This window comes from Paenibacillus sp. y28 (assembly GCF_037137075.1).
Lineage (GTDB): Bacteria > Bacillota > Bacilli > Paenibacillales > NBRC-103111 > JBBBNV01.
Genome location: NZ_JBBBNV010000025.1, coordinates 1 through 20,568, shown reverse-complemented (window position 1 = coordinate 20,568; position 20,568 = coordinate 1). Strand labels below are relative to the sequence as shown.

The 20,568-nt window shown below is 54.5% G+C and carries 18 protein-coding genes; 15 read left to right on the top strand and 3 right to left on the bottom strand.

The window, feature by feature from the left end; all coding sequences use genetic code 11:
• Positions 1 to 8: 8 nt before the first annotated feature.
• Positions 9 to 2,450, bottom strand: a complete 2,442-nt coding sequence (gene nirB, locus WBG83_RS17525; RefSeq protein WP_336746557.1) for a nitrite reductase large subunit NirB — start codon at positions 2,448 to 2,450, stop codon at positions 9 to 11.
• 321 nt (positions 2,451 to 2,771) lie between these two features.
• Here nirB and WBG83_RS17520 point away from each other — a divergent pair, with 321 nt between their 5' ends.
• On the top strand, positions 2,772 to 3,371 hold the full coding sequence (locus WBG83_RS17520) for an ANTAR domain-containing response regulator (RefSeq protein WP_336746556.1): 600 nt from the start codon (positions 2,772 to 2,774) through the stop codon (positions 3,369 to 3,371).
• A 16-nt stretch (positions 3,372 to 3,387) separates the two neighbouring features.
• Positions 3,388 to 4,431, top strand: a complete 1,044-nt coding sequence (locus tag WBG83_RS17515) for an anthranilate phosphoribosyltransferase (protein ID WP_336746603.1) — start codon at positions 3,388 to 3,390, stop codon at positions 4,429 to 4,431.
• A 47-nt stretch (positions 4,432 to 4,478) separates the two neighbouring features.
• On the opposite strand, the gene WBG83_RS17510 is transcribed toward WBG83_RS17515, so the two are convergent.
• On the bottom strand, positions 4,479 to 4,715 hold the full coding sequence (locus WBG83_RS17510; RefSeq protein WP_336746555.1) for a hypothetical protein: 237 nt from the start codon (positions 4,713 to 4,715) through the stop codon (positions 4,479 to 4,481).
• A 137-nt stretch (positions 4,716 to 4,852) separates the two neighbouring features.
• Between WBG83_RS17510 and WBG83_RS17505 the strand changes: the two genes are divergently transcribed.
• From WBG83_RS17505 to WBG83_RS17445, 13 genes are all read left to right on the top strand, one after another.
• The gene (locus WBG83_RS17505) at positions 4,853 to 6,397 is read left to right on the top strand and encodes a HAMP domain-containing sensor histidine kinase (RefSeq protein ID WP_336746554.1); all 1,545 of its coding nucleotides are present in this window, start codon (positions 4,853 to 4,855) and stop codon (positions 6,395 to 6,397) included.
• Positions 6,387 to 7,991, top strand: coding sequence for a DUF3369 domain-containing protein (locus WBG83_RS17500; RefSeq protein WP_336746553.1), 1,605 nt, complete (start codon positions 6,387 to 6,389; stop codon positions 7,989 to 7,991). The genes WBG83_RS17505 and WBG83_RS17500 overlap by 11 nt, the downstream gene beginning before the upstream one ends.
• A gap of 225 nt (positions 7,992 to 8,216) precedes the next feature.
• Positions 8,217 to 8,660 (top strand): MarR family winged helix-turn-helix transcriptional regulator, encoded by a 444-nt coding sequence (locus WBG83_RS17495; protein WP_336746552.1) that lies wholly within the window; start codon positions 8,217 to 8,219, stop codon positions 8,658 to 8,660.
• A gap of 83 nt (positions 8,661 to 8,743) precedes the next feature.
• Positions 8,744 to 9,694 carry a ring-cleaving dioxygenase gene (locus WBG83_RS17490; protein WP_336746551.1) on the top strand — a complete coding sequence of 317 codons (951 nt, stop codon included), beginning with the start codon at positions 8,744 to 8,746 and terminating at the stop codon, positions 9,692 to 9,694.
• Positions 9,691 to 10,299 (top strand): alpha/beta hydrolase, encoded by a 609-nt coding sequence (locus tag WBG83_RS17485; RefSeq protein WP_336746550.1) that lies wholly within the window; start codon positions 9,691 to 9,693, stop codon positions 10,297 to 10,299. Before WBG83_RS17490 ends, WBG83_RS17485 begins: the two co-directional genes overlap by 4 nt.
• A gap of 257 nt (positions 10,300 to 10,556) precedes the next feature.
• Positions 10,557 to 11,168, top strand: coding sequence for a flavin reductase family protein (locus WBG83_RS17480; protein WP_336746549.1), 612 nt, complete (start codon positions 10,557 to 10,559; stop codon positions 11,166 to 11,168).
• A 201-nt stretch (positions 11,169 to 11,369) separates the two neighbouring features.
• The gene (locus WBG83_RS17475) at positions 11,370 to 11,714 is read left to right on the top strand and encodes a DUF2294 domain-containing protein (protein ID WP_336746548.1); all 345 of its coding nucleotides are present in this window, start codon (positions 11,370 to 11,372) and stop codon (positions 11,712 to 11,714) included.
• Between the two features lie 327 nt (positions 11,715 to 12,041).
• Entirely contained in the window at positions 12,042 to 13,124 is a 1,083-nt protein-coding gene (locus WBG83_RS17470) for an ABC transporter substrate-binding protein (protein ID WP_336746547.1), read from the top strand.
• 126 nt (positions 13,125 to 13,250) lie between these two features.
• Positions 13,251 to 14,189 carry a nucleoside hydrolase gene (locus WBG83_RS17465; protein WP_336746602.1) on the top strand — a complete coding sequence of 313 codons (939 nt, stop codon included), beginning with the start codon at positions 13,251 to 13,253 and terminating at the stop codon, positions 14,187 to 14,189.
• A 120-nt stretch (positions 14,190 to 14,309) separates the two neighbouring features.
• Entirely contained in the window at positions 14,310 to 15,131 is an 822-nt protein-coding gene (locus WBG83_RS17460) for an ABC transporter permease (protein ID WP_336746546.1), read from the top strand.
• A 5-nt stretch (positions 15,132 to 15,136) separates the two neighbouring features.
• On the top strand, positions 15,137 to 15,925 hold the full coding sequence (locus WBG83_RS17455; protein ID WP_336746545.1) for an ABC transporter permease: 789 nt from the start codon (positions 15,137 to 15,139) through the stop codon (positions 15,923 to 15,925).
• A 15-nt stretch (positions 15,926 to 15,940) separates the two neighbouring features.
• Positions 15,941 to 17,002 (top strand): ABC transporter ATP-binding protein, encoded by a 1,062-nt coding sequence (locus tag WBG83_RS17450; RefSeq protein WP_336746544.1) that lies wholly within the window; start codon positions 15,941 to 15,943, stop codon positions 17,000 to 17,002.
• 22 nt (positions 17,003 to 17,024) lie between these two features.
• Positions 17,025 to 18,746, top strand: coding sequence for an adenine deaminase (locus tag WBG83_RS17445; RefSeq protein WP_336746543.1), 1,722 nt, complete (start codon positions 17,025 to 17,027; stop codon positions 18,744 to 18,746).
• 229 nt (positions 18,747 to 18,975) lie between these two features.
• Here the strand turns inward: WBG83_RS17445 and WBG83_RS17440 are convergent.
• A partial coding sequence (locus tag WBG83_RS17440; RefSeq protein WP_336746542.1) for a carbohydrate binding domain-containing protein occupies positions 18,976 to 20,568 on the bottom strand: 1,593 nt, incomplete at its 5' end.

Genomic DNA, 20,568 nt, shown 5'->3' with positions numbered 1-20,568 from the left:
ATGCCTCCTTAGATGGATACCGGCTGGACACCGGATAACGGTTCGAAGTTTTTGCGGAGATGATCGTTTTGTACGATTTCTTTCCATGGGTCGGTCGTCAGGCTGAGCGTTTTCTCAATGCGCTCCACAAGAGCGAGGCGATCTTCCTGCTTCTCCAGTGCCTTCTTAATCGAATCCAGGCCGACACGCTCCAGCCATGCCGCGGTACGCTCATTCCACTGGGCGTTCTCCCGGTAATATTGCAGGTAGGCGCTGCCCCATTCCATAACCTCATCTTCGGTTTTGACGGTGCAGAGCAGATCGCAGGCTCTGACCTTGACCCCGCCGTTCCCGCCGACATACAGCTCCCAGCCGCCGTCAATCGCTACGACGCCGAGATCCTTAATCGTGGCTTCCGCACAGTTGCGGGGACAACCGGAGACGGCAAGCTTGACCTTGGCCGGCGCCGTCATTCGCTCAAACGCTTTTTCCATCCGGATGCCCATGGCAATCGAATCCTGGGTGCCGAACCGGCAGAAGGTGGAGCCGACGCAGGTCTTGACTGTTCGCAGTGTTTTGCCGTAAGCGTGGCCGGAAGGCATATCCAGCTCCTCCCAAATCTTAGGCAAATCCTCTTTCTTCACGCCCAGCAAATCGAGCCGCTGCCCGCCGGTGAACTTGACCATCGGCACGTCGTATTTTTCGGCTACTGCAGCAATTTTTTTCAGGTCGGCCGGGGAAGTCACGCCGCCGTAGATGCGGGGTACGACCGAGTAGGTGCCGTCCTTTTGAATATTGGCGTGGTAGCGCTCGTTGGTGAAGCGGGATTCCTTCTCGTCCACGTATTCTTCCGGGAACAGCATGCCGAGGTAATAGTTCAGGGCCGGACGGCATTTGGAGCAGCCCTCTTTATTGTGCCAATCCAGCACGTGCATGACTTCCTTCGTGCTCATCAGCCGCATTTGCGTCATTTTTTCCACGATTTCGTCACGGCTTAGTGTGGTACAGCCGCAGATGCCTTCTTTGATCGGCTCGCTCACGGCATCGCCGGCATACACTCTTAGGAGGCCTTCCACAATCGGCTTGCAGCCGCCGCAGGAAGCGGACGCCTTGGTGCATGACTTGATTGCCCCTACGCTGGTACAGCCCTTCTCCTGAATGGCGTGCTTGATCGTGCTTTTGGAAACCCCGTTACAGCCGCATACAATCTCATCATCGGCCATGGCCTCATACTTGCTGTCCCCTGAACCGGACGATCCGAGCAGGTCGGAGGAAATGCCCAGCAGCAGCTCCTTCTCACGGCCGGCTATGTTTTCCTCCTTTTTGATGGAGGAGAACAGCTCAGCGCCGTCGGAGGTATCCCCGAACAGTACCGCGCCGACGAGCTTCCCGTCCTGAATAACGAGCTTCTTATAGGTCCCGGCCAGGTCGTCCTGAATTTTCAGCGCGCGGGTTCCCGGAGCTTCATCGAATTTGCCGGCCGAGAATACATCCACGCCGGATACCTTCAGCTTGGTTGAGGTTACCGATCCTGCATAGCCGGGAGTTTCGACACCGGCAAGCCGCTTGGCCAGCACAGCGCCCTGGTCGTACAGGGGGGCTACAAGCCCGTAGGCAATACCGCGATGCTCGGCGCATTCCCCGACTGCGTACACGCCGGGTACGTTCGTTTGCATGAAGTCGTCCACCACGATGCCCCGGTTAACCGTAATGCCGGACGCCTTGGCTACATCGACATTCGGCTTGATGCCGACCGCCATCACGACAAGGTCAGCCGCCACCTCGCTGCCGTCGGCAAACGTAAGCCCCTGCGCCCGGCGTTTGCCGGCGACGGAAGCGGTCTGCTTTTGCAGCAGGAACTTCATGCCCTGAGCCTCCAGCTCGCGCTGCAGCATCTTGGCTGCCGGTTCGTCCAGCTGGCGCTCCATTAAATAGGAATGAATATGGACGACGGATACGTCCATGCCCAGGTGCAGCAGTCCTCTAGCGGCCTCCAGACCGAGCAGCCCGCCTCCGATGACAACGGCCTGTTTATATTTTTTGGACGCGTCCATCATCGTTTCGCAATCCTTGATGTCCCGGAAGGCGATAACGCCTTCTTTATCCGCCCCTGGAATGGGCAGCATGAACGGGTGGGAGCCTGTGGCGATAATGACCTCGTCATACTCTGCCTCCAGCCCTTTATCCGTTAGGACCTTTTTTAGCTGTGTATCGATACGCGTCACGGTATGCCCGGTATGCAGGCGGATGCTATTTTCCTCGTACCAGGCCAAGTCGTTGATGACAATATCCTTCATCTCCACGCCGCCCGCCAGAACGGAGGACAACATAATCCGGTTGTAGTTCGGATGCGGCTCGGCCCCGAAGATCGTAATTTCATACGCCTCCGGCGCAAGCTTCAGCAGATGCTCTATGGCACGAACTCCAGCCATACCGTTACCAATCAGAATTAATTTTCTCGGAGCAGTCATTGGTTTTCTCTCCTTTCAAATGCAAGCCCAGGTGAATAAATAAGAAAAAGCCCGTCACGTCCCCGGGGCGCAGGTAGGCTCCCCTTGAAAACGAAACAGGCTTCATTGCCGGTTCAACTGAATACACCGTTGTATTCGTGAAAAATATGAGGTTTGTATCGTAACTATACACTGAACTTAAAGTTAATGTCAATATAGTTTACATACAAATAAATAAAACTTGGTTATCGACATCTTATTGATTTTTATGTTATATATAGTGACAAAGAAGCTGTGATTTAGGTTACACCCTTAATGTTGAATAGGAGGGAGCGCTCTTACATGCGTTCTTTGTTAGTGGTCGAACGGCAGGCGGCGAATCATCCGCCGGGCTCCCATTCAGAGCAGGAGCGTCCGGAAGTGATTCTGGAGGCTAACGGCTATCATATGTATCTGTGTTGTACGGAGGAACAGGCCAAGCGGCATATGGAATATGCGGATGCGGTTATTCTGAACCTGCCGCTAGGTGACATCAAAGGGTGGGGAAGCAGGCTGCTGCAGTGGAAGCGGCTGCCGATGCTGTGGTGGTGCAGTGCCGGGACCGCGTCGCTGTCGGCGGCGTTTTGCGAGGATGATTTGCCTGTAGACGGGATGCTGACCCCTTCGATGAGCGAGCAGCAGCTGCACTGGGCGCTGCACTTTGGCGCGAAGCAGTGCTTTGAAAGAATGCAATGGCTCAATGAGCGCAAGCAGCTTGAGGCCCGGCTGGAAGAGCGCAAGTGGATTGATATGGCCAAGGGGATATTGAGTAAAATCAAGAACGTTTCCGAAGCGGAAGCCTACGATTTGCTGCGCAAGCAGGCGATGAATGAACGCAAGCGGATGGTCGATGTGGCGACATCCATTGTTAAGGTATACCAGCTGCTGCAGGAGCAAAAATAAGGGGGCCTCACGGATGATGATTGAATTGTTAAAGGAAGTCGGACGCGGCAAGCGCGGCGCTCGTGATTTGAGCTACGAGGAAGCTTTGGCTGCGGCGGATTTCATTGTAAATCAGAAGGCGACGCCGGCACAGATCGGGGCTTTTTTTCTGGCGGAGCGTATCAAAATGGAGAGCGTGGAGGAGCTTGCGGCCTTCGTTGCCGTATGCCGTGAACAGGCTTGCCGCGCGCCGATTCAAGAGGGCCTGGATTGCGCGGGTCCGTACGACGGGCGCAAGAGCACGTTCTATGCTACGTTTCCGACCGCGTTCCTGCTTGCCGCCGCCGGCTTGCCGGTCACGCTTCATGGTACGGCGTCACTGCCGCCGAAATGGGGAATTACGCTTCAGGATGTGCTGCGGGAAGCGGGAATCGATGCGGAGGGGATGAGCCGTGAGCAAGCCGTGCAGGCCGCCAGCCGGACGGGCGTACTGTTTGTGCCGGCGGAGCAGTGGTGCCCGCCGCTGAAGGCGCTGCGGCCGATTCGGGAGGAGCTGGGGATGCGGACGGTGCTGAATACGGCGGAAAAGCTGGTCGATTACGCCCAGTCCCCGTACATCGTATACGGGGTATATCACAATACGGTGTTCGACCGGATGTCCCGGCTGCTGATGCACTTGAACTACCGGAAGGCACTCATCGTGCAGGGCTCGGAGGGCTCGGAGGATCTGTTTATTGAGCGCCCGACCCGCACGTATATGGTGGAGGATGGCGAGCCGCGTCTGCATGTCATCGATCCCGAGGCATACGGTCTGGATACGCCGCTGCCGGAAACGGAGTGGACGCCAGCCGAGCAGCTGCGCGTGACGGAGGACGTTCTGCAAAATCAAGGTCATCTTGCTTATGTGAATCAGGTCCTGCTCAATGCCGCGGTTCGGCTGCGGCTGGCCGAGCGTACAGATTCGGTGGAGGAAGGCCTGTATACGTGCAAGCATCTGCTGGAAAGCGGAGCGGCCTGGGAACGGTATCGGCTCTGGAACAGCGCCATGCGCAGCGAAGGTGTGCCGGTTACTCAAGCGTAATCCGGGCACCATTCCGGATGAGATCAGATGAAGCCGCGACCAGGACTTCATTGGTACGGCAGGGAGCCGTGAACCGCATGGAAGCGGACACGGCTCTTTGGCATGCGTTTTGGGTCGCGGTGGCCGCCAAGGCAGTTGCGGGGCTCTGCCGACTCGCCCCCGCTGACGGATTGCGCGTATGCGGGCCTGACAGTGATGCCCGGGGTTACGACCAGGACCTTGTGTCCGATGCAGCGGGTATGGGGAACCAGTGCGCTGCCTGTGGTATCCCCGTTGGTCATCAAGTAAGCTTAACCCAAAATTAAGTCTCTTTTCAGGTGGAACTCAGCCTTTTTTAAGAAAAATGCCTTATAATTATATTATACTTTATACATAAATAACCAAACGTCCGGTGAAGAGCCAGAGAAAGCGAAGGCAATGCATGAACAACAAGAAGCCTAGAATTAGTCTGCAGAAGCAAATTGTGCTGACTGTTTCCCTTGTCACAGTCATTATGGTATCCCTGATTGTCATTTTTTCGGCCTATACGCTGGAGAACTCCGTCAAGCAGGCGTATGTGAGCCAGATTAACGGGATGACGGAGGCCATTAACGGCAGATACGAGCAGTCCCGATCGACCGAAGAGGTACAGCAAATTTTCGATTATATCCAGAATAAGGATAACCGGGTGCTGGAGCTTCGGCTGTATGATACGACGGGCCGTATTCTGGCTTCGTCCGACAGGTATTGGATTGGGAAAACGCTGAGTCCGATAGAGACGGTAATCCCTGCCCAGGACAAGACGATTATCGATCGGTCGCCGGTGGGACTGGAGGAGGAGGTTCCTGGCCTGCGGCTGCTGGCCCCTTTGCAGGAAGACGGCAAGGTCGTAGGCGTTGTAGATGTGCTGCTGGATACGACCGAGGAAGCCAATATTGTGTCCGGGACCATCAGCTTTATTATCGCCGCCAGCGCTTTGTCCGCTGTTTTGCTGCTGGTTGTCCTGTGGCTGGCGATACGCCGAATTGTGATTTTGCCCCTGATGCGGCTGCGGGAGGCGGCGGTCACCGTGAAGCAGGGGGGGGCGCCGCCGAAGCTGGATTTCCGGGCTTCTCCGGAGATTGAGGAGGTGGCCGAGGCGTTTAAGGATATGGTGTTGAATCTGGAAATACGCTACCGCGATTTGCAGACTGCGCTGGAGTCGCTGCAGAGCGCCCAAGAGCAGCTGATTCAATCGGAGAAAATGAGCGCTCTCGGCAGTCTGGTCGCAGGGGTATCCCACGAAATTAATACGCCCATTGGCATCGGTGTTACGGCGGTTTCTTTCCTGGATCAGAAGGCAAGGGAATTCCAGTCCCTTTACCGGGACGGAAAGATGAAGAAGTCCGATCTGGATCAGTTTCTGGCTAATGTCGGCGAGACGACGGAGATGATTCAGGCCAATTTGCAGCGGGCATCGCATTTGGTGCATAATTTTAAACAGGTTTCCATCGATCAGACCAGCGAGATTAAACGCTCCTTTCATCTGAAGGAGTATATGGACGGGGTCGTTGTGAGTCTGGGGCCGACACTCAAGAAGGCCGGACACTGTGTGTCGGTGACATGTGATCCCTCATTGGAGCTGTACAGCTACCCCGGCGCATTATCTCAAATTATGACCAACCTTGTGATGAATTCCATTCATCATGCCTATGACGAGGGGCGGGCTGGAAATCTGGCGTTCCGCGTCACAGCCGGTCCGCAAGCGATACAAATCGTTTATGCCGATGACGGCAAGGGGATGCCGCGGGAGGTGCTGGACAAAATCTTCGATCCGTTCTTCACCACCAAGCGGGGAAAGGGCGGCACCGGGCTGGGGATGAATATCGTTTATAACTTGGTGACGCAGTCGCTGGGAGGGGTCATAAGCGGTGAAAGCGAGGTTGGCCGCGGCAGCCGGTTTAGCATCGAGATCCCGATAGAGGAGGAGCCTTTGTATGAATTATAATCAAGCAGACGGATTACAAGGAGAAGGGGGTAGCGGCGCCGAAGAGGACATGCTGATTTTTGCAGAGGAAGACCCGGCCGTCCCGGAAGCGGCGGAGCCCGGCCGAGAGCGCTGGGAAGTGCTCATCATTGATGATGAGCAGCAGGTGCATCAGGTAACGAAGCTGGTGCTTGGTGATTTTGCCTTCGACGGAAAAAAGCTGGCATTCTACAGCGCCTATTCCGCTGCGGAGGGCAAGGCGCTTATAGCCGCGCATCCGAATGCCGCGCTCGTCCTGCTCGATGTCGTAATGGAGCACGACAGCGCCGGATTGGAAGTGGTGCAGTACATACGGGAAGAGCTTCTCAACAGCGCGGTGCGCATTATTTTACGGACCGGGCAGCCCGGACAGGCGCCGGAGCAGTCGGTCATTATGAATTATGATATTAACGATTACAAGGAAAAGACGGAGCTTACGTCGCAGAAGCTGTTTACGACCGTGGTTACGGCGCTGCGGTCGTACAGGGACATTAAGGTGATTGAGAAAAGCCGGACCGGGCTGGAGGAAATTATCAAATCGTCTCCGCGGCTGTTCGAGGTGCAGTCGATGCGGCGCTTTGCCTCCGGCGTGCTGACACAGCTTACCTCGATCGTCCGTGTGCACCAGGATGCCCTTCATTGCAGCTTTGCCGTCACTCGCGGACAGGAGGACATTTTTATTCTTGCGGCCAGCGGGGAATATGAGTCCATGCGCGGGCGGCGGGCGCGCGATGTCGTTCCCCCGGCGGTCATTACAAGCATCGAGGAGGCATTTCTCCGCAAACAGACCGTCTATGGCGGGGACGACATCACGATTTATTTTCAAAGCAAAATGGGGATGGAAAATGTCATCTACATGAATAGTGTGGCGTCTCTGACCGAATGGGACCGCTATATGGTCGAGATTTATTGCGCCAATGTCTCCGTTGCGTTTGAGAATATTTACTTGAACGAGGAGCTGGAGAGTACGCAGCGAGAGATTATTTATACCTTGGGTGAGATTACGGAGAACCGATCCCGGGAGACAGGCCATCATGTGAAGCGGGTTGCCGAGTATTCCCGGCTGCTTGCCTTGAAATACGGACTCTCCGAAGAGGAGGCCGATATCATCCATTTGGCTTCGCCGATGCATGATGTCGGCAAGGTTGGTATTCCCGACGCCATTCTGAACAAGCCCGGCTCGCTGACAGAGGACGAGTTCGAGGTAATGAAAACGCACGCCAGCCTTGGCTATGACATGCTGAAGCATTCGCACAAGCAGGTGCTTCACGCGGCGGCGATTATTGCTCAGCAGCATCACGAGAAGTATGACGGCAGCGGGTATCCCTTGGGCCGCAGTGGAGAAGACATTCACATATACGGAAGAATCACAGCGATTGCCGATGTGTTCGACGCGCTGTGCAGCGACCGGGTTTATAAGAAGGCCTGGGAGCTGGAGCGGGTGCTGGATTTGCTGGTCCGGGAAAAGGGGCGTCACTTTGATCCCCGGCTGGTCGACCTATTCATGGAGAATCTACATGAAATTTTGGCGATCAAAAATCAATACTCCGAATCTGCGGCGGAAGCTGCTACATAAGCAGGTACAGGGCGGGACGCGCCGGGTTTGAACCGGATCGGTGCCGGCGCGTTTTTTGTCCTCTCACATAGAATATAGAATGATAGCATAGGCTTCATTTGGCAGGAAAATAAAATGATCATTGGCTGTTGACATTTAACTCAAAATAAAGTATCTTAAATTTAAGAGAAATAAACAAATCAAAAACGAGTACATTGGCACACAGAATACCGGAGGTGAATTACGATGGAACAATCTAAAGAAGCTTCTCTCGATTTGTACATCGCTCTTTCCCGGGCCAGTCAATGGGTGAATGCCCACGCTGATCGGGACATCCGGAAGCAGGGCCTGAACCGCACCGAATTTGGCGTGCTGGAGCTTCTGTACCACAAGGGAGCGCAGCCGATTCAACAAATCGGCGGCAAGGTATTGATGAGCAGCGGGAACATTACGTACGTGGTCGATAAACTGGAGCAGAAGAAGCTCGTTTGCCGCAGGGCTTCGACCGAGGACCGCCGGCTTATCTTCGCGGAGATTACCGTGCAGGGCAAGCAGTTTATTGAAGAGGTGTTTCCGGGGCATACTGAAGTGATTGACCAAGCTGTAGCCGGACTTTCTCTAGAGGAGAAGAAGGCTGCTGCGACGCTGCTAAAGAAGCTGGGCAGGTTCGCTCAGGAGAGCTTTAAGTAGAGGGCGAACCGGATTGTTTTTGCCTAGTGTCTTAAATTTAAGATAATACAAATGTAGTTAAACTAAAAAAGGAGTTGTATTCCATGTCCAAACATACTGCAGGCATCCATCACATTACCGCTTTTGTAAGAAACGCGCAGGAAACGGTAGATTTTTATTCCGGGGTTCTTGGACTCCGTTTGGTAAAAAAGACGATTAACTTCGATGCTCCGGAAGTATATCATCTGTATTTCGGCGATGAAAAAGGCAGCCCGGGTACGATTATTACATTTTTCCCATGGGCGCATTCACGCCAAGGGCGTGTCGGTGCCGGGCAGGTCGGCATCACGACTTATGTTGTACCGGTCGGAGCGATGGCGTTCTGGAAGGAGCGCCTGGAACGGTTCGACATCCAGGTAACGGAGGCAACCCGTTTCGGCGAGCAGCTGCTTCAATTCGAAGACAAGGACGGCTTGAAGCTGGAAATCGTAGAGCGGGAGCAAGGTCCGCAGAGCGAGTGGTCCTTTGGCGGCGTCCCTGCCGGGAAGGCCATCAAAGGATTCGGGGGGGCGTTACTGTACAGCGCTGCGCCGGAAAAAACGGCGACCCTGCTGGAGCAGGTCATGGGATTAACGAAAGAAGGAGAGAATGGCGGTTACGTCCGGTTTAGAGCGACAGGCGATTTGGGCAACGTGATTGATGTCAATACCACCCTGGTGGCGAACGGCATCGGCGGCGCGGGCACCGTGCATCATATCGCATGGCGTGCTAAAGATGACGCCGACCATACGCAGTGGAGAGAGCATGTGCTGCAGAATGGATTTCAGGCGACACCGATTATTGACCGCCAGTATTTCAATGCGATATATTTCAGGGAAGCAGGCGGAATATTGTTTGAGATTGCGACAGATCCGCCGGGATTTGCACGGGACGAAGCGCCGGACAGCCTGGGTGAAAAACTGATGCTTCCGGAATGGTTCGAGCCGCGGCGGGCGGACATCGAAGCGAATCTGGACCCGATTGAGGTTCGCGTATTGGAGGGAGATCGTTCATGAGACATCTGTTTGAGCAAGGAACAAACCCTCAAGACCCGGTGCTGCTGCTGCTGCACGGCACCGGGGGGACCGAGCGGGATTTGCTGCCGGTCGCGCGCCGGATTGCTCCTGCCTCCTCTGTGCTCAGTGTAAGGGGCAACGTGCTGGAGAACGGGATGCCGCGGTTTTTCCGGCGGTTAGCCGAAGGCGTATTCGATGAAGAGGATCTCGTCTTCCGCACAGGCGAATTGCATGAATTTCTGGATCAGGCCGCAGCGGAGTACGGGTTTGACCGGAAGAGCCTGATTGCGGTGGGATATTCCAATGGGGCGAACATTGCCGGAAGTCTCTTGTTTCATTACCCGAAGGCGCTCAGCGGGGCGATTCTGCACCATCCGATGGTGCCGCGGCGGGGTGTCCAGCTGCCCGATTTATCCGGTGTTCCCTGCTTTATCGGGGCGGGAAGCAATGACCCGATTTGCTCTCCTCAAGAGACGGAGGAGCTGGAGGCCCTGCTCAGCGGGGCCGGAGCGCCCGTCACTGTTCATTGGGAGCGGTTCGGCCATCAGCTTACCTCCTCCGAGGTAGAGGCGGCCGCAGCCTGGTACCGGGCCAATTTCGCATAAGCGGTGAACGGCGAAGTGGAACGAAGCCGGCAGCAAGCAGCCAAGATACGGCTCTAGAGAGAACATCAGGCCGCATATCGGCCGATGTGTGCTTCCTCTACCGCGCGCGGTTCCCGGTGCGCGGTGTGGCGTCGCATGACGGTCGTCAACCACATGCTGAAGTGCCTGCTCGGCGGGGGAAGGTCACTGATTATGGAGCTAAGCCCCGCCCAAAGCAGGTTGTATGATATCGCTCATACCATTGAAGGAGGATGAGGATGAAAGCTATAGACCCGGCTAATCAAAGCGTAAAGGACAATTATAAGCTGCTGATTGGCAGCATTTTGCCGCGACCCATTGCTCTTGTCACTACGCTTGCCGATAACGGGGTGCTGAATGCAGCCCCGTACAGCTACTTCAATATCGTAACGGCGAATCCTCCGATGCTGTCGATTTCCGTGCAGCGCAAGGAAGGCGCGTTAAAGGACACATCCCGGAACGCCATTCACACGGGCTCCTTTGTTGTCCACATTACCGATGAATCCTATGTGAAGGAAATGAATGAAACCGCGGCCAGCCTGCCGCCGGATGAAAGCGAGGTCGCGCATGCCGGGCTCACGCCGGTCGCAAGCGACAAAATCCCGGTGCCCGGCATCGCCGAAGCGAAAATCCGCATGGAATGCGTGCTGGAGCAGGCTATACCGCTTGGCGGAACAGCCGAATCTCCGGCAGCGGATCTCCTCATCGGACGGGTGGTTTGCTTTCATGTCGATGAGACGGTGCTGGATAACGGCTACATCGACCCGGAGCAGCTGAAGCCCGTCAGCCGCCTGGCCGGAAGCTTCTATTCCAAGCTGGGCGAGATGTTTTCCGTAGATCGCCCCGAGTAACCCGGGCGGCCAAGGTTTTTTCCTGCACAAGCTAGGGCCTCTGGACGGTATACGGGCTCTTGATGACACGGCTCCGAACTTATCGGGATATATTTGTAAAAATTGTTCGTGCCGTAAAGCTTGATTAATTCCGAAATCCTCTTTATTATTGTTGTTAGGCGATACAGTTATGGGCCAATTCATGCTGTAGAAGGTGACCCTATGCCCCTTACAGATTCGAATGAAGACAAGAAAAAGCTTTGTCACCTGTATAACGAGATTTCCAAGGAATTGTTCGGATTTGGCACATTGGTACTGAAGGCAGCGATTGACAACAATATGATTACCTTCTATGCCAAGCACCGCCGATCCCCGCGTTCGACCGCCTTGGAGGGAGAAGCGCCCAACCTTAAATATGAGGTTGACTTCCACATGTCGACCATCTATAAAAGGAAAATCCGGGAGAAGCTCGAGCAAGAGCTCGGATTATCGATCGAAGCGGTATTGCGGGACTATGATCCCCCGACACAGCTGGCGATTACGAACATTATACTCAAAGCTGAATAACCTTCGTTTGCGGCGTTCCCTTTTGATTTATCTTAAGAGGAAACCGCAGTGTAACGAAACGGATGTCGCTTAACACGGTTTACTGTGAAAAAGTGCTCTTGTTGGAATGTTTATTTCTACAAGGGGGCTTTTTCTTTTTTTTTGGGGTTGTCCCGGGGCATGGGGCGGAAGCCGGGCTGCATGAATAATTTGGAATGGCGGAAGGATACTAGTACAAATTTCAAGGGTGGTTCATTCCGGTATGGGGTTCATTTCAGAGAATGGCCGATGAGCAAAGGCAGTACGGGATTAACAAAGATACATACAACCAGGGAGGAACGAACAAAGATGAAAACACGTATCGTAGGCGGTCTGCTTTCTTTAGCGCTTGTAGGCACAGCACTGGCAGGCTGTGGAGCACCGGCCAAGGAGCAAGGCGGCACAGGAACGGAAGGACAGGCTTCCAAGGGAGAGCCGACCAAGCTGGTCATTTCCACATGGGGCTTCTCGGAGGATTTCTTCAAAAAAGAAGTGTACGGGCCGTTTGAGAAGGAGCATAACGTCAAAATCGTACTCGACATCGGCAACAATGCGGAGCGTCTGAACAAAGTGCGTCAAGGCAGCTCCAACGTCGATTTGATTTACTTGTCGGACTATTATGCGCAGCAAGGAATTGATGCCGGCCTGTTCGAGAAAATCGACCGGAGCCGCATTACGAACCTGAAAGAGATTTATGACCTGGCTAAGGCGCCGCTTGGCGAAGATTACGGTCCGGCCTACACCGTCGGCCAGCTTGGCATCGCGTACAATCCGAAGGCGACAACCAAGGAAATCAAAGCCTGGAGCGATCTGTGGAGCCCGGAGCTGTCCAAGAAGCTCACGCTGCCGAACATCACGGCGACCAGCGGGCCCATGATTTTGGATGCAGCATCTGTAGTTGCCGGAAGCACGGCCTTTAATGAGGATCAAGCCTTCGCCAAAGTAAAAGAGCTGAACAAAGGCGTTGTGAAATATTACAGCCAAACCTCGGAATTCGTCAACATGTTCGCACAGGGCGAAATCGCTGCCGGACCGATCATGGAAATGTATGTAAAAGACTTGAAGGCCGCTGTACCGGATGCTAAGTTCGTATCGCCTTCTGAAGGCGCCTATGCGGTTATGAACACCGTCAACATTGTCAAAGGCAGCCAAAACAAGCAGCTCGCCGAAGATTTCATTAACTGGCATCTGAGCAAGCAGGTCCAGGAAAAATCGGCCAAAGCCAAAATCGATTCCCCGGTTAACACGACACTGCAGCTCACACCGGAGGAAGCGCAAGGCATTACGTACGGCGCTGACGTAGTAAACAAGCTTCGCAAGCTTGACATGAAATTCGTCAATGAGAAGCTGAAATCGTGGATTGACCGCTGGAACAAAGAAGTAGCGCAATAATATAAGGCAAGGGGATGTGATATTGTGCGGCATATCCCCTTGTTTTTCTGTCACGGAGCGGATTGTCCGCGGGCATGACGGGTGAACGGCAGCGCGCCTCTATGGGCGCACGGTGAAGAAGGGGGCATGGTGATGAAGAAGAAAGTCATTTTGGACGTCGACACGGGGGTGGATGACGCACTGGCCATCCTGCTCGCGGTTCGCAGCGGCGAGCTGGACGTGCTGGGAATTACAACGGTGAACGGCAACGTATCCCTGGCGCAGGCCACGATCAATACGTGCAAAATCCTGCAGCTGGCCGGCGCAGAGAACGACATCCCGGTCGTGCAGGGAGCGGATAAGCCGCTGATGAGGCCGTCCCACTTCGAGCATAAGGTGCACGGGAAGGACGGGCTTGGCGGCGCGCTGCGCGATGTGCCGGTCCATAAGCAGGCGGAGCCGGGCCATGCGGTCGATTTCATCTTCGACACGGTGCGGCGGCACAGCGGGGACGTGACGCTGGTGATGACCGCCCCGCTGACGAACCTGGCGCTGGCGGTGATGAAATACCCGCAGCTCATTCACGAGGTCCAAGAGGTCATTATCATGGGCGGGGTTGTCCAGGGCTTCGGCAATGTGACCCCTACGGCCGAATACAACATCTATGTCGACCCGGAAGCGGCCAAAATGGTGCTTCAGGCAGGCTTTCCGAAGCTGACGCTGGTGGGCCTCGATGTGACCCGCAAGGCGCTTCTGACCGAGAAGCATCTCGATGCGCTCCAGGATTCGCCCTTTGCGGACTACGTCCGGGCAAGCACCGCAGATTACATGCAGCGGTATCAGGAGCGGAACGGAGTCCGGGCATGTGCGCTGCACGACCCGCTCGCTGTCGGCGTAGCCTTGAACAAGGAACTGGTGACGACAGGCCATTATTACGTTGATGTGGAGACCCGAAGCGATTTGTGTGACGGCATGACCGTCTGCGATTTTCAAAACCGACTGCAGCGGCAAGCCAATGTCCATGTATGCACCGGGGTGGCGTCCGAACCATTTCTTGAGCTGTTTATCGAGGCCCTTCGCCGGTAAATCGGGCGACGGACGCGCGTTCTCTTTTTAAGGATGGCGAGGCCCGTATCCTTCTGTATGTACGGGCTTCTTTTTTCACTACACTTTTTAGCGAACCAAGGAACAGGAGACAAACATGACATGAAGAAATCGGTTTTGGCATTCCTGCTGCTGCCGGGTATTTTGTTCCTGGCGGCATTCATGGTCGTACCGATCCTGCTGACGATTGGGTCGACGTTTTTCGAGGAGGGGCAGCTTTCACTGGCCGGGTATACGCATTTCTTTAAAGACCCGTACTTTCTGAAAATCGTGTGGACGACGCTGCAGGTAAGCGTGGTTACTACGTTTATATGTATCCTGATCGGGTTTCCGGTGGCGTATTTTATTTCCAGGCAAAGTGCCCGGCAGAAAGCCGTTCTCCTTGCTCTGGCGATTTTCCCGCTGCTGACCAGCTCGGTGGTGCGCTCCTTCAGCTGGATGATTATTCTCGGCAAGCAGGGGCTTCTGAACAACACGTTGCTCGCGATCGGGGTTATCAAGGAGCCGCTGAACATTTTGTATACGCCGTCGGCGATGATGATTGGTCTTGTGCATCTGTTCTTGCCGCTCATTATTATTACGCTGGTCGGTGTCATGGAAAATATCGACCGCGATTTGATCAAAGCAGCCGAGAGTCTGGGCGCCAGCCGGCTGTCCGCTTTTTGCAAAATTATTGTGCCGCTTAGTGTGCCGGGGCTCATTATCGGGAGTATTCTGGTCTTCGTCGGCAGCTTGACCGCATATACGACGCCGGCGCTGCTCGGCGGGAAACAGCGCGTGATCTCCACGTTTTTGTACCAGAATGCGATTACGCTGAATGACTGGCACCTGGCTTCCGTCATCGCCACCATTATGATCGTGATTACATTCCTGGTCATCGGTCTGATGAACAAGCTGGCCGTTAAATTAAATCCGAAGGGGTAGAAGGTATGCAGGAGAAAAATTGGGGGTTAGGCCTGTTTACCCTGCTTGTGTATGTATTCTTGCTCGGGCCGCTCGTCATTATTGCCGTCGCATCGTTCGAACCGGGCAGCATTATGAAATTCCCGCCGCAGGGCTTCTCTCTCAAATGGTACCGCAACATCTGGGAGGTCGAGATGTTCATGAAGACGTTCAAAACCTCGGTCATCGTTTCCTTGGCCGGCAATGTGCTGGCGCTGCTGCTCGGTATTCCCGCGGCCTACGCGTTAAGCCGGTTCCAGTTCAAGGGCAAAGGGGCGCTGAACGCGATTTTTATTTCCCCGGTGCTGATTCCGGGTATCGTACTCGGCTTTACCATGCTGAAATATTTGATTGTCACCTACCAATTGCCGATGTATGCCGCACTGCTTGTCGGCCACACGGTCATCATGCTGCCGTTTATTATTCGTGTCATTGCGTCCAGCCTGGCGAACTTCGATTTTGCCGTGGAGGAAGCGTCGTTAAGTCTTGGCGAGGGCCGTCTCAAGACGTTCTTCAAGGTCGTGCTGCCGAATATCAGGTCGGGTATTATTGCCGCCGTGCTGATTGCGTTCCTCGAATCCTTTAACAACGTGGACATTTCGGTGTTTATGACAGGCCCGGGCGTAAGCACGCTGCCCATCCAAATGCTGACGTATGTGGAGAATCATTTTGATCCGACCATTGCCGCGATTTCCGTGCTGCTGATGATTTTTACAGCGGTGTTCATGTTTGTGATTGAACGGCTGATGGGTCTTTCTTACTTTACCAAACGATAATGGAGGCATCGTACTATGGCATTGCTATCTCTGGAAAACGTATCGGTTGCCTATGACCAGAACTATATATTAAAGGATTTCAACCTGAATGTGGAAAAAGGCGCCCTGATTTCCCTGCTCGGCCCGAGCGGCTGTGGCAAAACAACCACTCTGCGGCTGATTGCGGGCTTCCTGGAGGCGAAGGACGGCCGTTTCATGCTGAACGGCAAGGATTACACGCGGGTGCCGGTGAACAAGCGTAATTTCGGCTTTGTGTTTCAGAGCTATGCGTTGTTCCCGCACTTGTCGGTGTACGACAATGTTGCGTTCGGGCTGCGTATTCGCAAGACCAGCGCAGCCGACATCGATCGCCGCGTACGCAGCATGCTGGACGTCGTCAGCCTGAACGGCTTTGAGAAGCGGTTCCCGGCGGAGCTGTCCGGCGGGCAGCGGCAGCGGGTGGCGATTGCCCGGGCGCTGGTTATTGAGCCGGACCTGCTGCTGTTTGACGAGCCGCTCAGCAACCTTGATGCGAACCTGCGGGTCAATATGCGGGTTGAGATTCGCCGTATCCAGCAGGAGCTGGGCATCACGACGGTTTATGTCTCCCATGATCAGGAGGAATGCTTCTCCATCTCCGATCAGGTCGCGATTATGAATAAAGGGATTATCGAGCAGCTTGGCCGCCCGGCGACCATCTATAAGTATCCGGCGACCGAATTCGTCGCCCGGTTCATCGGGTTTACCAACTTTATTACCTTCGATACGCGGACGGAACGGGACGGGGATATCGAGCTCCATGCCAAAGGAATGACGTTCATCGCCAAGCACCACCCCGGCCACGGGGCTCAGCAGGGCAAGAAGGGCGCTATGCGTCCGGATGACATGGTTGTCGGTACGATGGAGGAGCTGGAAGCCGGGGCGAACCGGCTTGCCGGACGGGTAAAGGTCAGCACCTTCCTTGGCCGCAGCTACCAGTATGTTGTGGAGACCGAGCTGGGCGATTTTACGGTCAATAAAGAAATGGAAGCGCCGTATGCGAACGGGCAAGAGGTGCGGCTTCTTGTTCCAAGCGAGAAATTAGTCGTTGTGGAGTAGTGCGTTAGGGAGGTAGGACAAGATGCGTGTGGATTTATTGATTCAGGATGTACAGATTTATAACAGCTACTTCAAGCGCTTTATCTCCGGCAATGCCGCCATTGTTGGCGGCAAATTCCTATATGTCGGGCAGCAGGGAACGGAAGCCTTTGAGGCGGATGAGGTGCTGGACGGGAAAGGACGTTATATGATTCCCGGCCTGATCGACATTCATCTGCATATCGAAAGCACGATGGTTACGCCGCAATCGTTCTCGCATGGACTTATCCGCAGCGGGGTGACCACCATTGTGCCGGAGCCGCATGAGATGGCCAATGTATTCGGGCTGGACGGGGTGAAGGCCATGATCCGGGCCAGTCAGGATTGTGTCGCGGATATGTTCTACTCGCTTCCGAGCTCGGTACCGGCCACGGCCATGGAGACGACGGGCGGATCGATTGAGATCGAGGATTTGGACGAGCTGCTGCGGACGGAACGCATTATTTGCCTGGGCGAGATTATGAATTATGTCGAGGTTATTACCGATCTGGATGGCAAGACGAAGACAAATCAGATTTTGAGCCATATTCGCCGTCATTATCCGCATCTCATCATTGAAGGGCATGTTCCGAAGCTACTCGATCTGGACCTGCACCGGATGATCTATAGCGGGGTGGACTCGGACCATACCCATCAAACGATCGAGGGCATGGAGGCCCGGATCGGGGCCGGAATGTTCATTGAAATCCAGGAGAAATCGATGACGCCGGAGGTCATGACATATTTGACGGAGCATGATGTCGCCGAGCATTTCTGCTTCGTTACGGACGATGTGATGGCCGATTCCTTCGAGCGTCGGGGGCATCTGGACCATCTGGTCCGCAAAGCCATCGGAATGGGCATGAAGCCGGAGGAAGCGATTTATGCTGCAACCTTCACGCCGGCCAAACGGATGCGGATGCTGGACCGGGGCGCGATCGCCCCGGGCAAAATCGGGGACTTCATGCTGGTGTCCGATCTGGAGCATCTGACCATTGAGCGCGTATTCAAGCAGGGCCGGCTTGTCTATGACCGCGGAAAGGCGTATACGCAGCAGACCGCTGATTCAGCTTTCCCGGCGCATTACTATGAGAGCGTCCGGCTGCCCTTGCTGACCGAAGCGGACTTTACGGTTACCACGGCCGTGGCGGACGGGCGATACCAGTGCCGGGCCATGATGGTGAAGAACGGGTCTACGTTCACCGAGGAGCAGCTGCTGGAGGCGGAGGCTCGCGAAGGCCGGTTGAACTGGCAGGCCGCCGGCTGCGGGCTCATTGCCACCTTTGAGCGTTATGGAAAAAACGGCAATCGCGCCTTTGGCTTGATTGGCGGCGATACGATTAAGCGCGGGGCGATCGCGACAACGTATTCTCACGATAACCATAACCTGCTCGTCGTCGGGCATAACCCGGCGGACATGGCGATGGCTGCCAATGAGGTCATCAAGTGTCAGGGCGGCTTCTGTGTCGTCGAGAACGGGAAGGTTCTCGCCAAGCTGGAGCTGCCGGTAGGCGGTATTCTGACCGAAGCGCCGCTGGAGGAGACGGCCCGCCAGGTCGAAGCGCTTCGGCACGCGATGGAATCGCTCGGCTACGAGCACTACAACCCGATTATGTCCATCAGCACGCACTCACTGCCGGTCAGCCCGGCGCTGAAGATTACCGATTTCGGGCTGATAGACGTGAATCAGGGCCGGGTCGTTCCGTTAATTGTAGAGCCGAAGTAGGCAGATTTATACGATATGCATTGAAAAGACCCTTCTGTTTATGTTTAGAAGGGTCTTTGTTGTAATAGGAATGGTACATCATTTATAATTTCCAGAGTCAAAGGAACGCAAGGCTGCAAATGATCAAGAATGAACAGGTATCTCATTGCGTCTCATTGCACGGAGCCAGAAGCCTGCCGCTGTTCGTGAAAAGTATTGAAAACATGCTGATTTCGAATTATATTTCTGTTTAAATCGGTTTCAGATTGATATCATCAAATTGCACAGTGCCTGCACCACCGCTCTCTAGTCCCAGCTGCAGAATGATGTTGGCTCTCACCGCACCTGCAGGCGGCGTCACTCCCCCGCTGAAGGTTATCCAACCGCCCGTATTTTGCACACTAGCTGCTGTTGTGCTTCCGATGTAATTTCCGGACACATCGAAGTACTGGACATAAGCTTGCACGACCCCATTGCTTAATCCACTGACTTGCACTCGTCCGCTGAGCGTGTAGGCGGTACCGCCTTCAACACGGATACTTTGGGAAACATTACCTGACCCATTTCTGCTCGAGATCTGTTGAGCGTATTTTCCAGAAGAAGCGCCACTGTCCACGACTTCGAAGCTGGCTGTCGAACCGCTTGGCGTATACAGTTTCCAATCGTCTGCTTGCGTACCCGTTCGGGTTTCAAAACCGGGGTTGGAGACCATGTTTTCTTCCTGCGTCGTAAAGCGGATGGAATCAAATTGCACGGTGCCTGCACCACCGCTCTCTAGTCCTAGCTGCAGAATGATGTTGGCTCTCACCGCACCTGCAGGCGGCGTCACTCCCCCGCTGAAGGTCATCCATCCCCCCGTATTCCTCACACTAGCTGCTGTTGTGCTTCCGATGTAATTTCCGGACACATCGAAGTACTGGACATAAGCTTGCACGACCCCATTGCTTAATCCACTGACTTGCACTCGTCCGCTGAGCGTGTAGGCGGTACCGCCTTCAACACGGATACTTTGGGAAACATTACCTGACCCATTTCTGCTCGAGATCTGTTGAGCGTATTTTCCAGAAGAAGCGCCACTGTCCACGACTTCGAAGCTGGCTGTCGAACCGCTTGGCGTATACAGTTTCCAATCGTCTGCTTGCGTACCCGTTCGGGTTTCAAAACCGGGGTTGGAGACCATGTTTTCTTCCTGCGTCGTAAAGCGGATGGAATCAAATTGCACGGTGCCTGCACCACCGCTCTCTAGTCCTAGCTGCAGAATGATGTTGGCTCTCACCGCACCTGCAGGCGGCGTCACTCCCCCGCTGAAGGTCATCCATCCCCCCGTATTCCTCACACTAGCTACTGTTGTGCTCCCGATATAATTTCCGGACGCATCGAAGTACTGGACATAGGCCTGCACGACCCCATTGCTTAATCCACTGATTTGCACTCGTCCACTGAGTGTGTAGGCGGTGCCGCCTTCAACACGGACACTCTGGGAAACATTCCCCGACCCATTGCTGCTTGAGATCTGTTGAGCGTATTTTCCAGAAGAAGCGCCACTGTCCACAACTTCGAAGCTCGCTGCCGAACCGTTTGGCTTCCACGGTATCCATGAATCCGCTACATGATTCGTTCCTGAATACATCTCGAAGCCCGAGTTGGACAGCCTATTTCCCGTCTTCACCTTGTTAGTTAAATTGCCATTGCTGTCGTACTGATATTCAATCATCCCCTCTTCATGCCTGCTTTCTATTAATTGACCGTTTTTATTATATAAGTAACTGGACAGTGAAAAGTTCTTGTCGAAAAATAGTTGCATAAAAAAATAACCCAGCCAGGCGATTGTATGGTATCCTAG

Excerpts from the sequence above, each read along its gene's own strand:
- nirB (WP_336746557.1), bottom strand. The coding sequence starts at position 2,450 with ATGACTGCTCCGAGAAAATTAATTCTGATTGGTAACGGTATGGCTGGA.
- WBG83_RS17520 (WP_336746556.1), top strand. The coding sequence starts at position 2,772 with ATGCGTTCTTTGTTAGTGGTCGAACGGCAGGCGGCGAATCATCCGCCG.
- WBG83_RS17515 (WP_336746603.1), top strand. The coding sequence starts at position 3,388 with ATGATTGAATTGTTAAAGGAAGTCGGACGCGGCAAGCGCGGCGCTCGT.
- WBG83_RS17505 (WP_336746554.1), top strand. The coding sequence starts at position 4,853 with ATGAACAACAAGAAGCCTAGAATTAGTCTGCAGAAGCAAATTGTGCTG.
- WBG83_RS17500 (WP_336746553.1), top strand. The coding sequence starts at position 6,387 with ATGAATTATAATCAAGCAGACGGATTACAAGGAGAAGGGGGTAGCGGC.
- WBG83_RS17495 (WP_336746552.1), top strand. The coding sequence starts at position 8,217 with ATGGAACAATCTAAAGAAGCTTCTCTCGATTTGTACATCGCTCTTTCC.
- WBG83_RS17490 (WP_336746551.1), top strand. The coding sequence starts at position 8,744 with ATGTCCAAACATACTGCAGGCATCCATCACATTACCGCTTTTGTAAGA.
- WBG83_RS17485 (WP_336746550.1), top strand. The coding sequence starts at position 9,691 with ATGAGACATCTGTTTGAGCAAGGAACAAACCCTCAAGACCCGGTGCTG.
- WBG83_RS17480 (WP_336746549.1), top strand. The coding sequence starts at position 10,557 with ATGAAAGCTATAGACCCGGCTAATCAAAGCGTAAAGGACAATTATAAG.
- WBG83_RS17475 (WP_336746548.1), top strand. The coding sequence starts at position 11,370 with ATGCCCCTTACAGATTCGAATGAAGACAAGAAAAAGCTTTGTCACCTG.
- WBG83_RS17470 (WP_336746547.1), top strand. The coding sequence starts at position 12,042 with ATGAAAACACGTATCGTAGGCGGTCTGCTTTCTTTAGCGCTTGTAGGC.
- WBG83_RS17465 (WP_336746602.1), top strand. The coding sequence starts at position 13,251 with ATGGTGATGAAGAAGAAAGTCATTTTGGACGTCGACACGGGGGTGGAT.
- WBG83_RS17460 (WP_336746546.1), top strand. The coding sequence starts at position 14,310 with ATGAAGAAATCGGTTTTGGCATTCCTGCTGCTGCCGGGTATTTTGTTC.
- WBG83_RS17455 (WP_336746545.1), top strand. The coding sequence starts at position 15,137 with ATGCAGGAGAAAAATTGGGGGTTAGGCCTGTTTACCCTGCTTGTGTAT.
- WBG83_RS17450 (WP_336746544.1), top strand. The coding sequence starts at position 15,941 with ATGGCATTGCTATCTCTGGAAAACGTATCGGTTGCCTATGACCAGAAC.
- WBG83_RS17445 (WP_336746543.1), top strand. The coding sequence starts at position 17,025 with ATGCGTGTGGATTTATTGATTCAGGATGTACAGATTTATAACAGCTAC.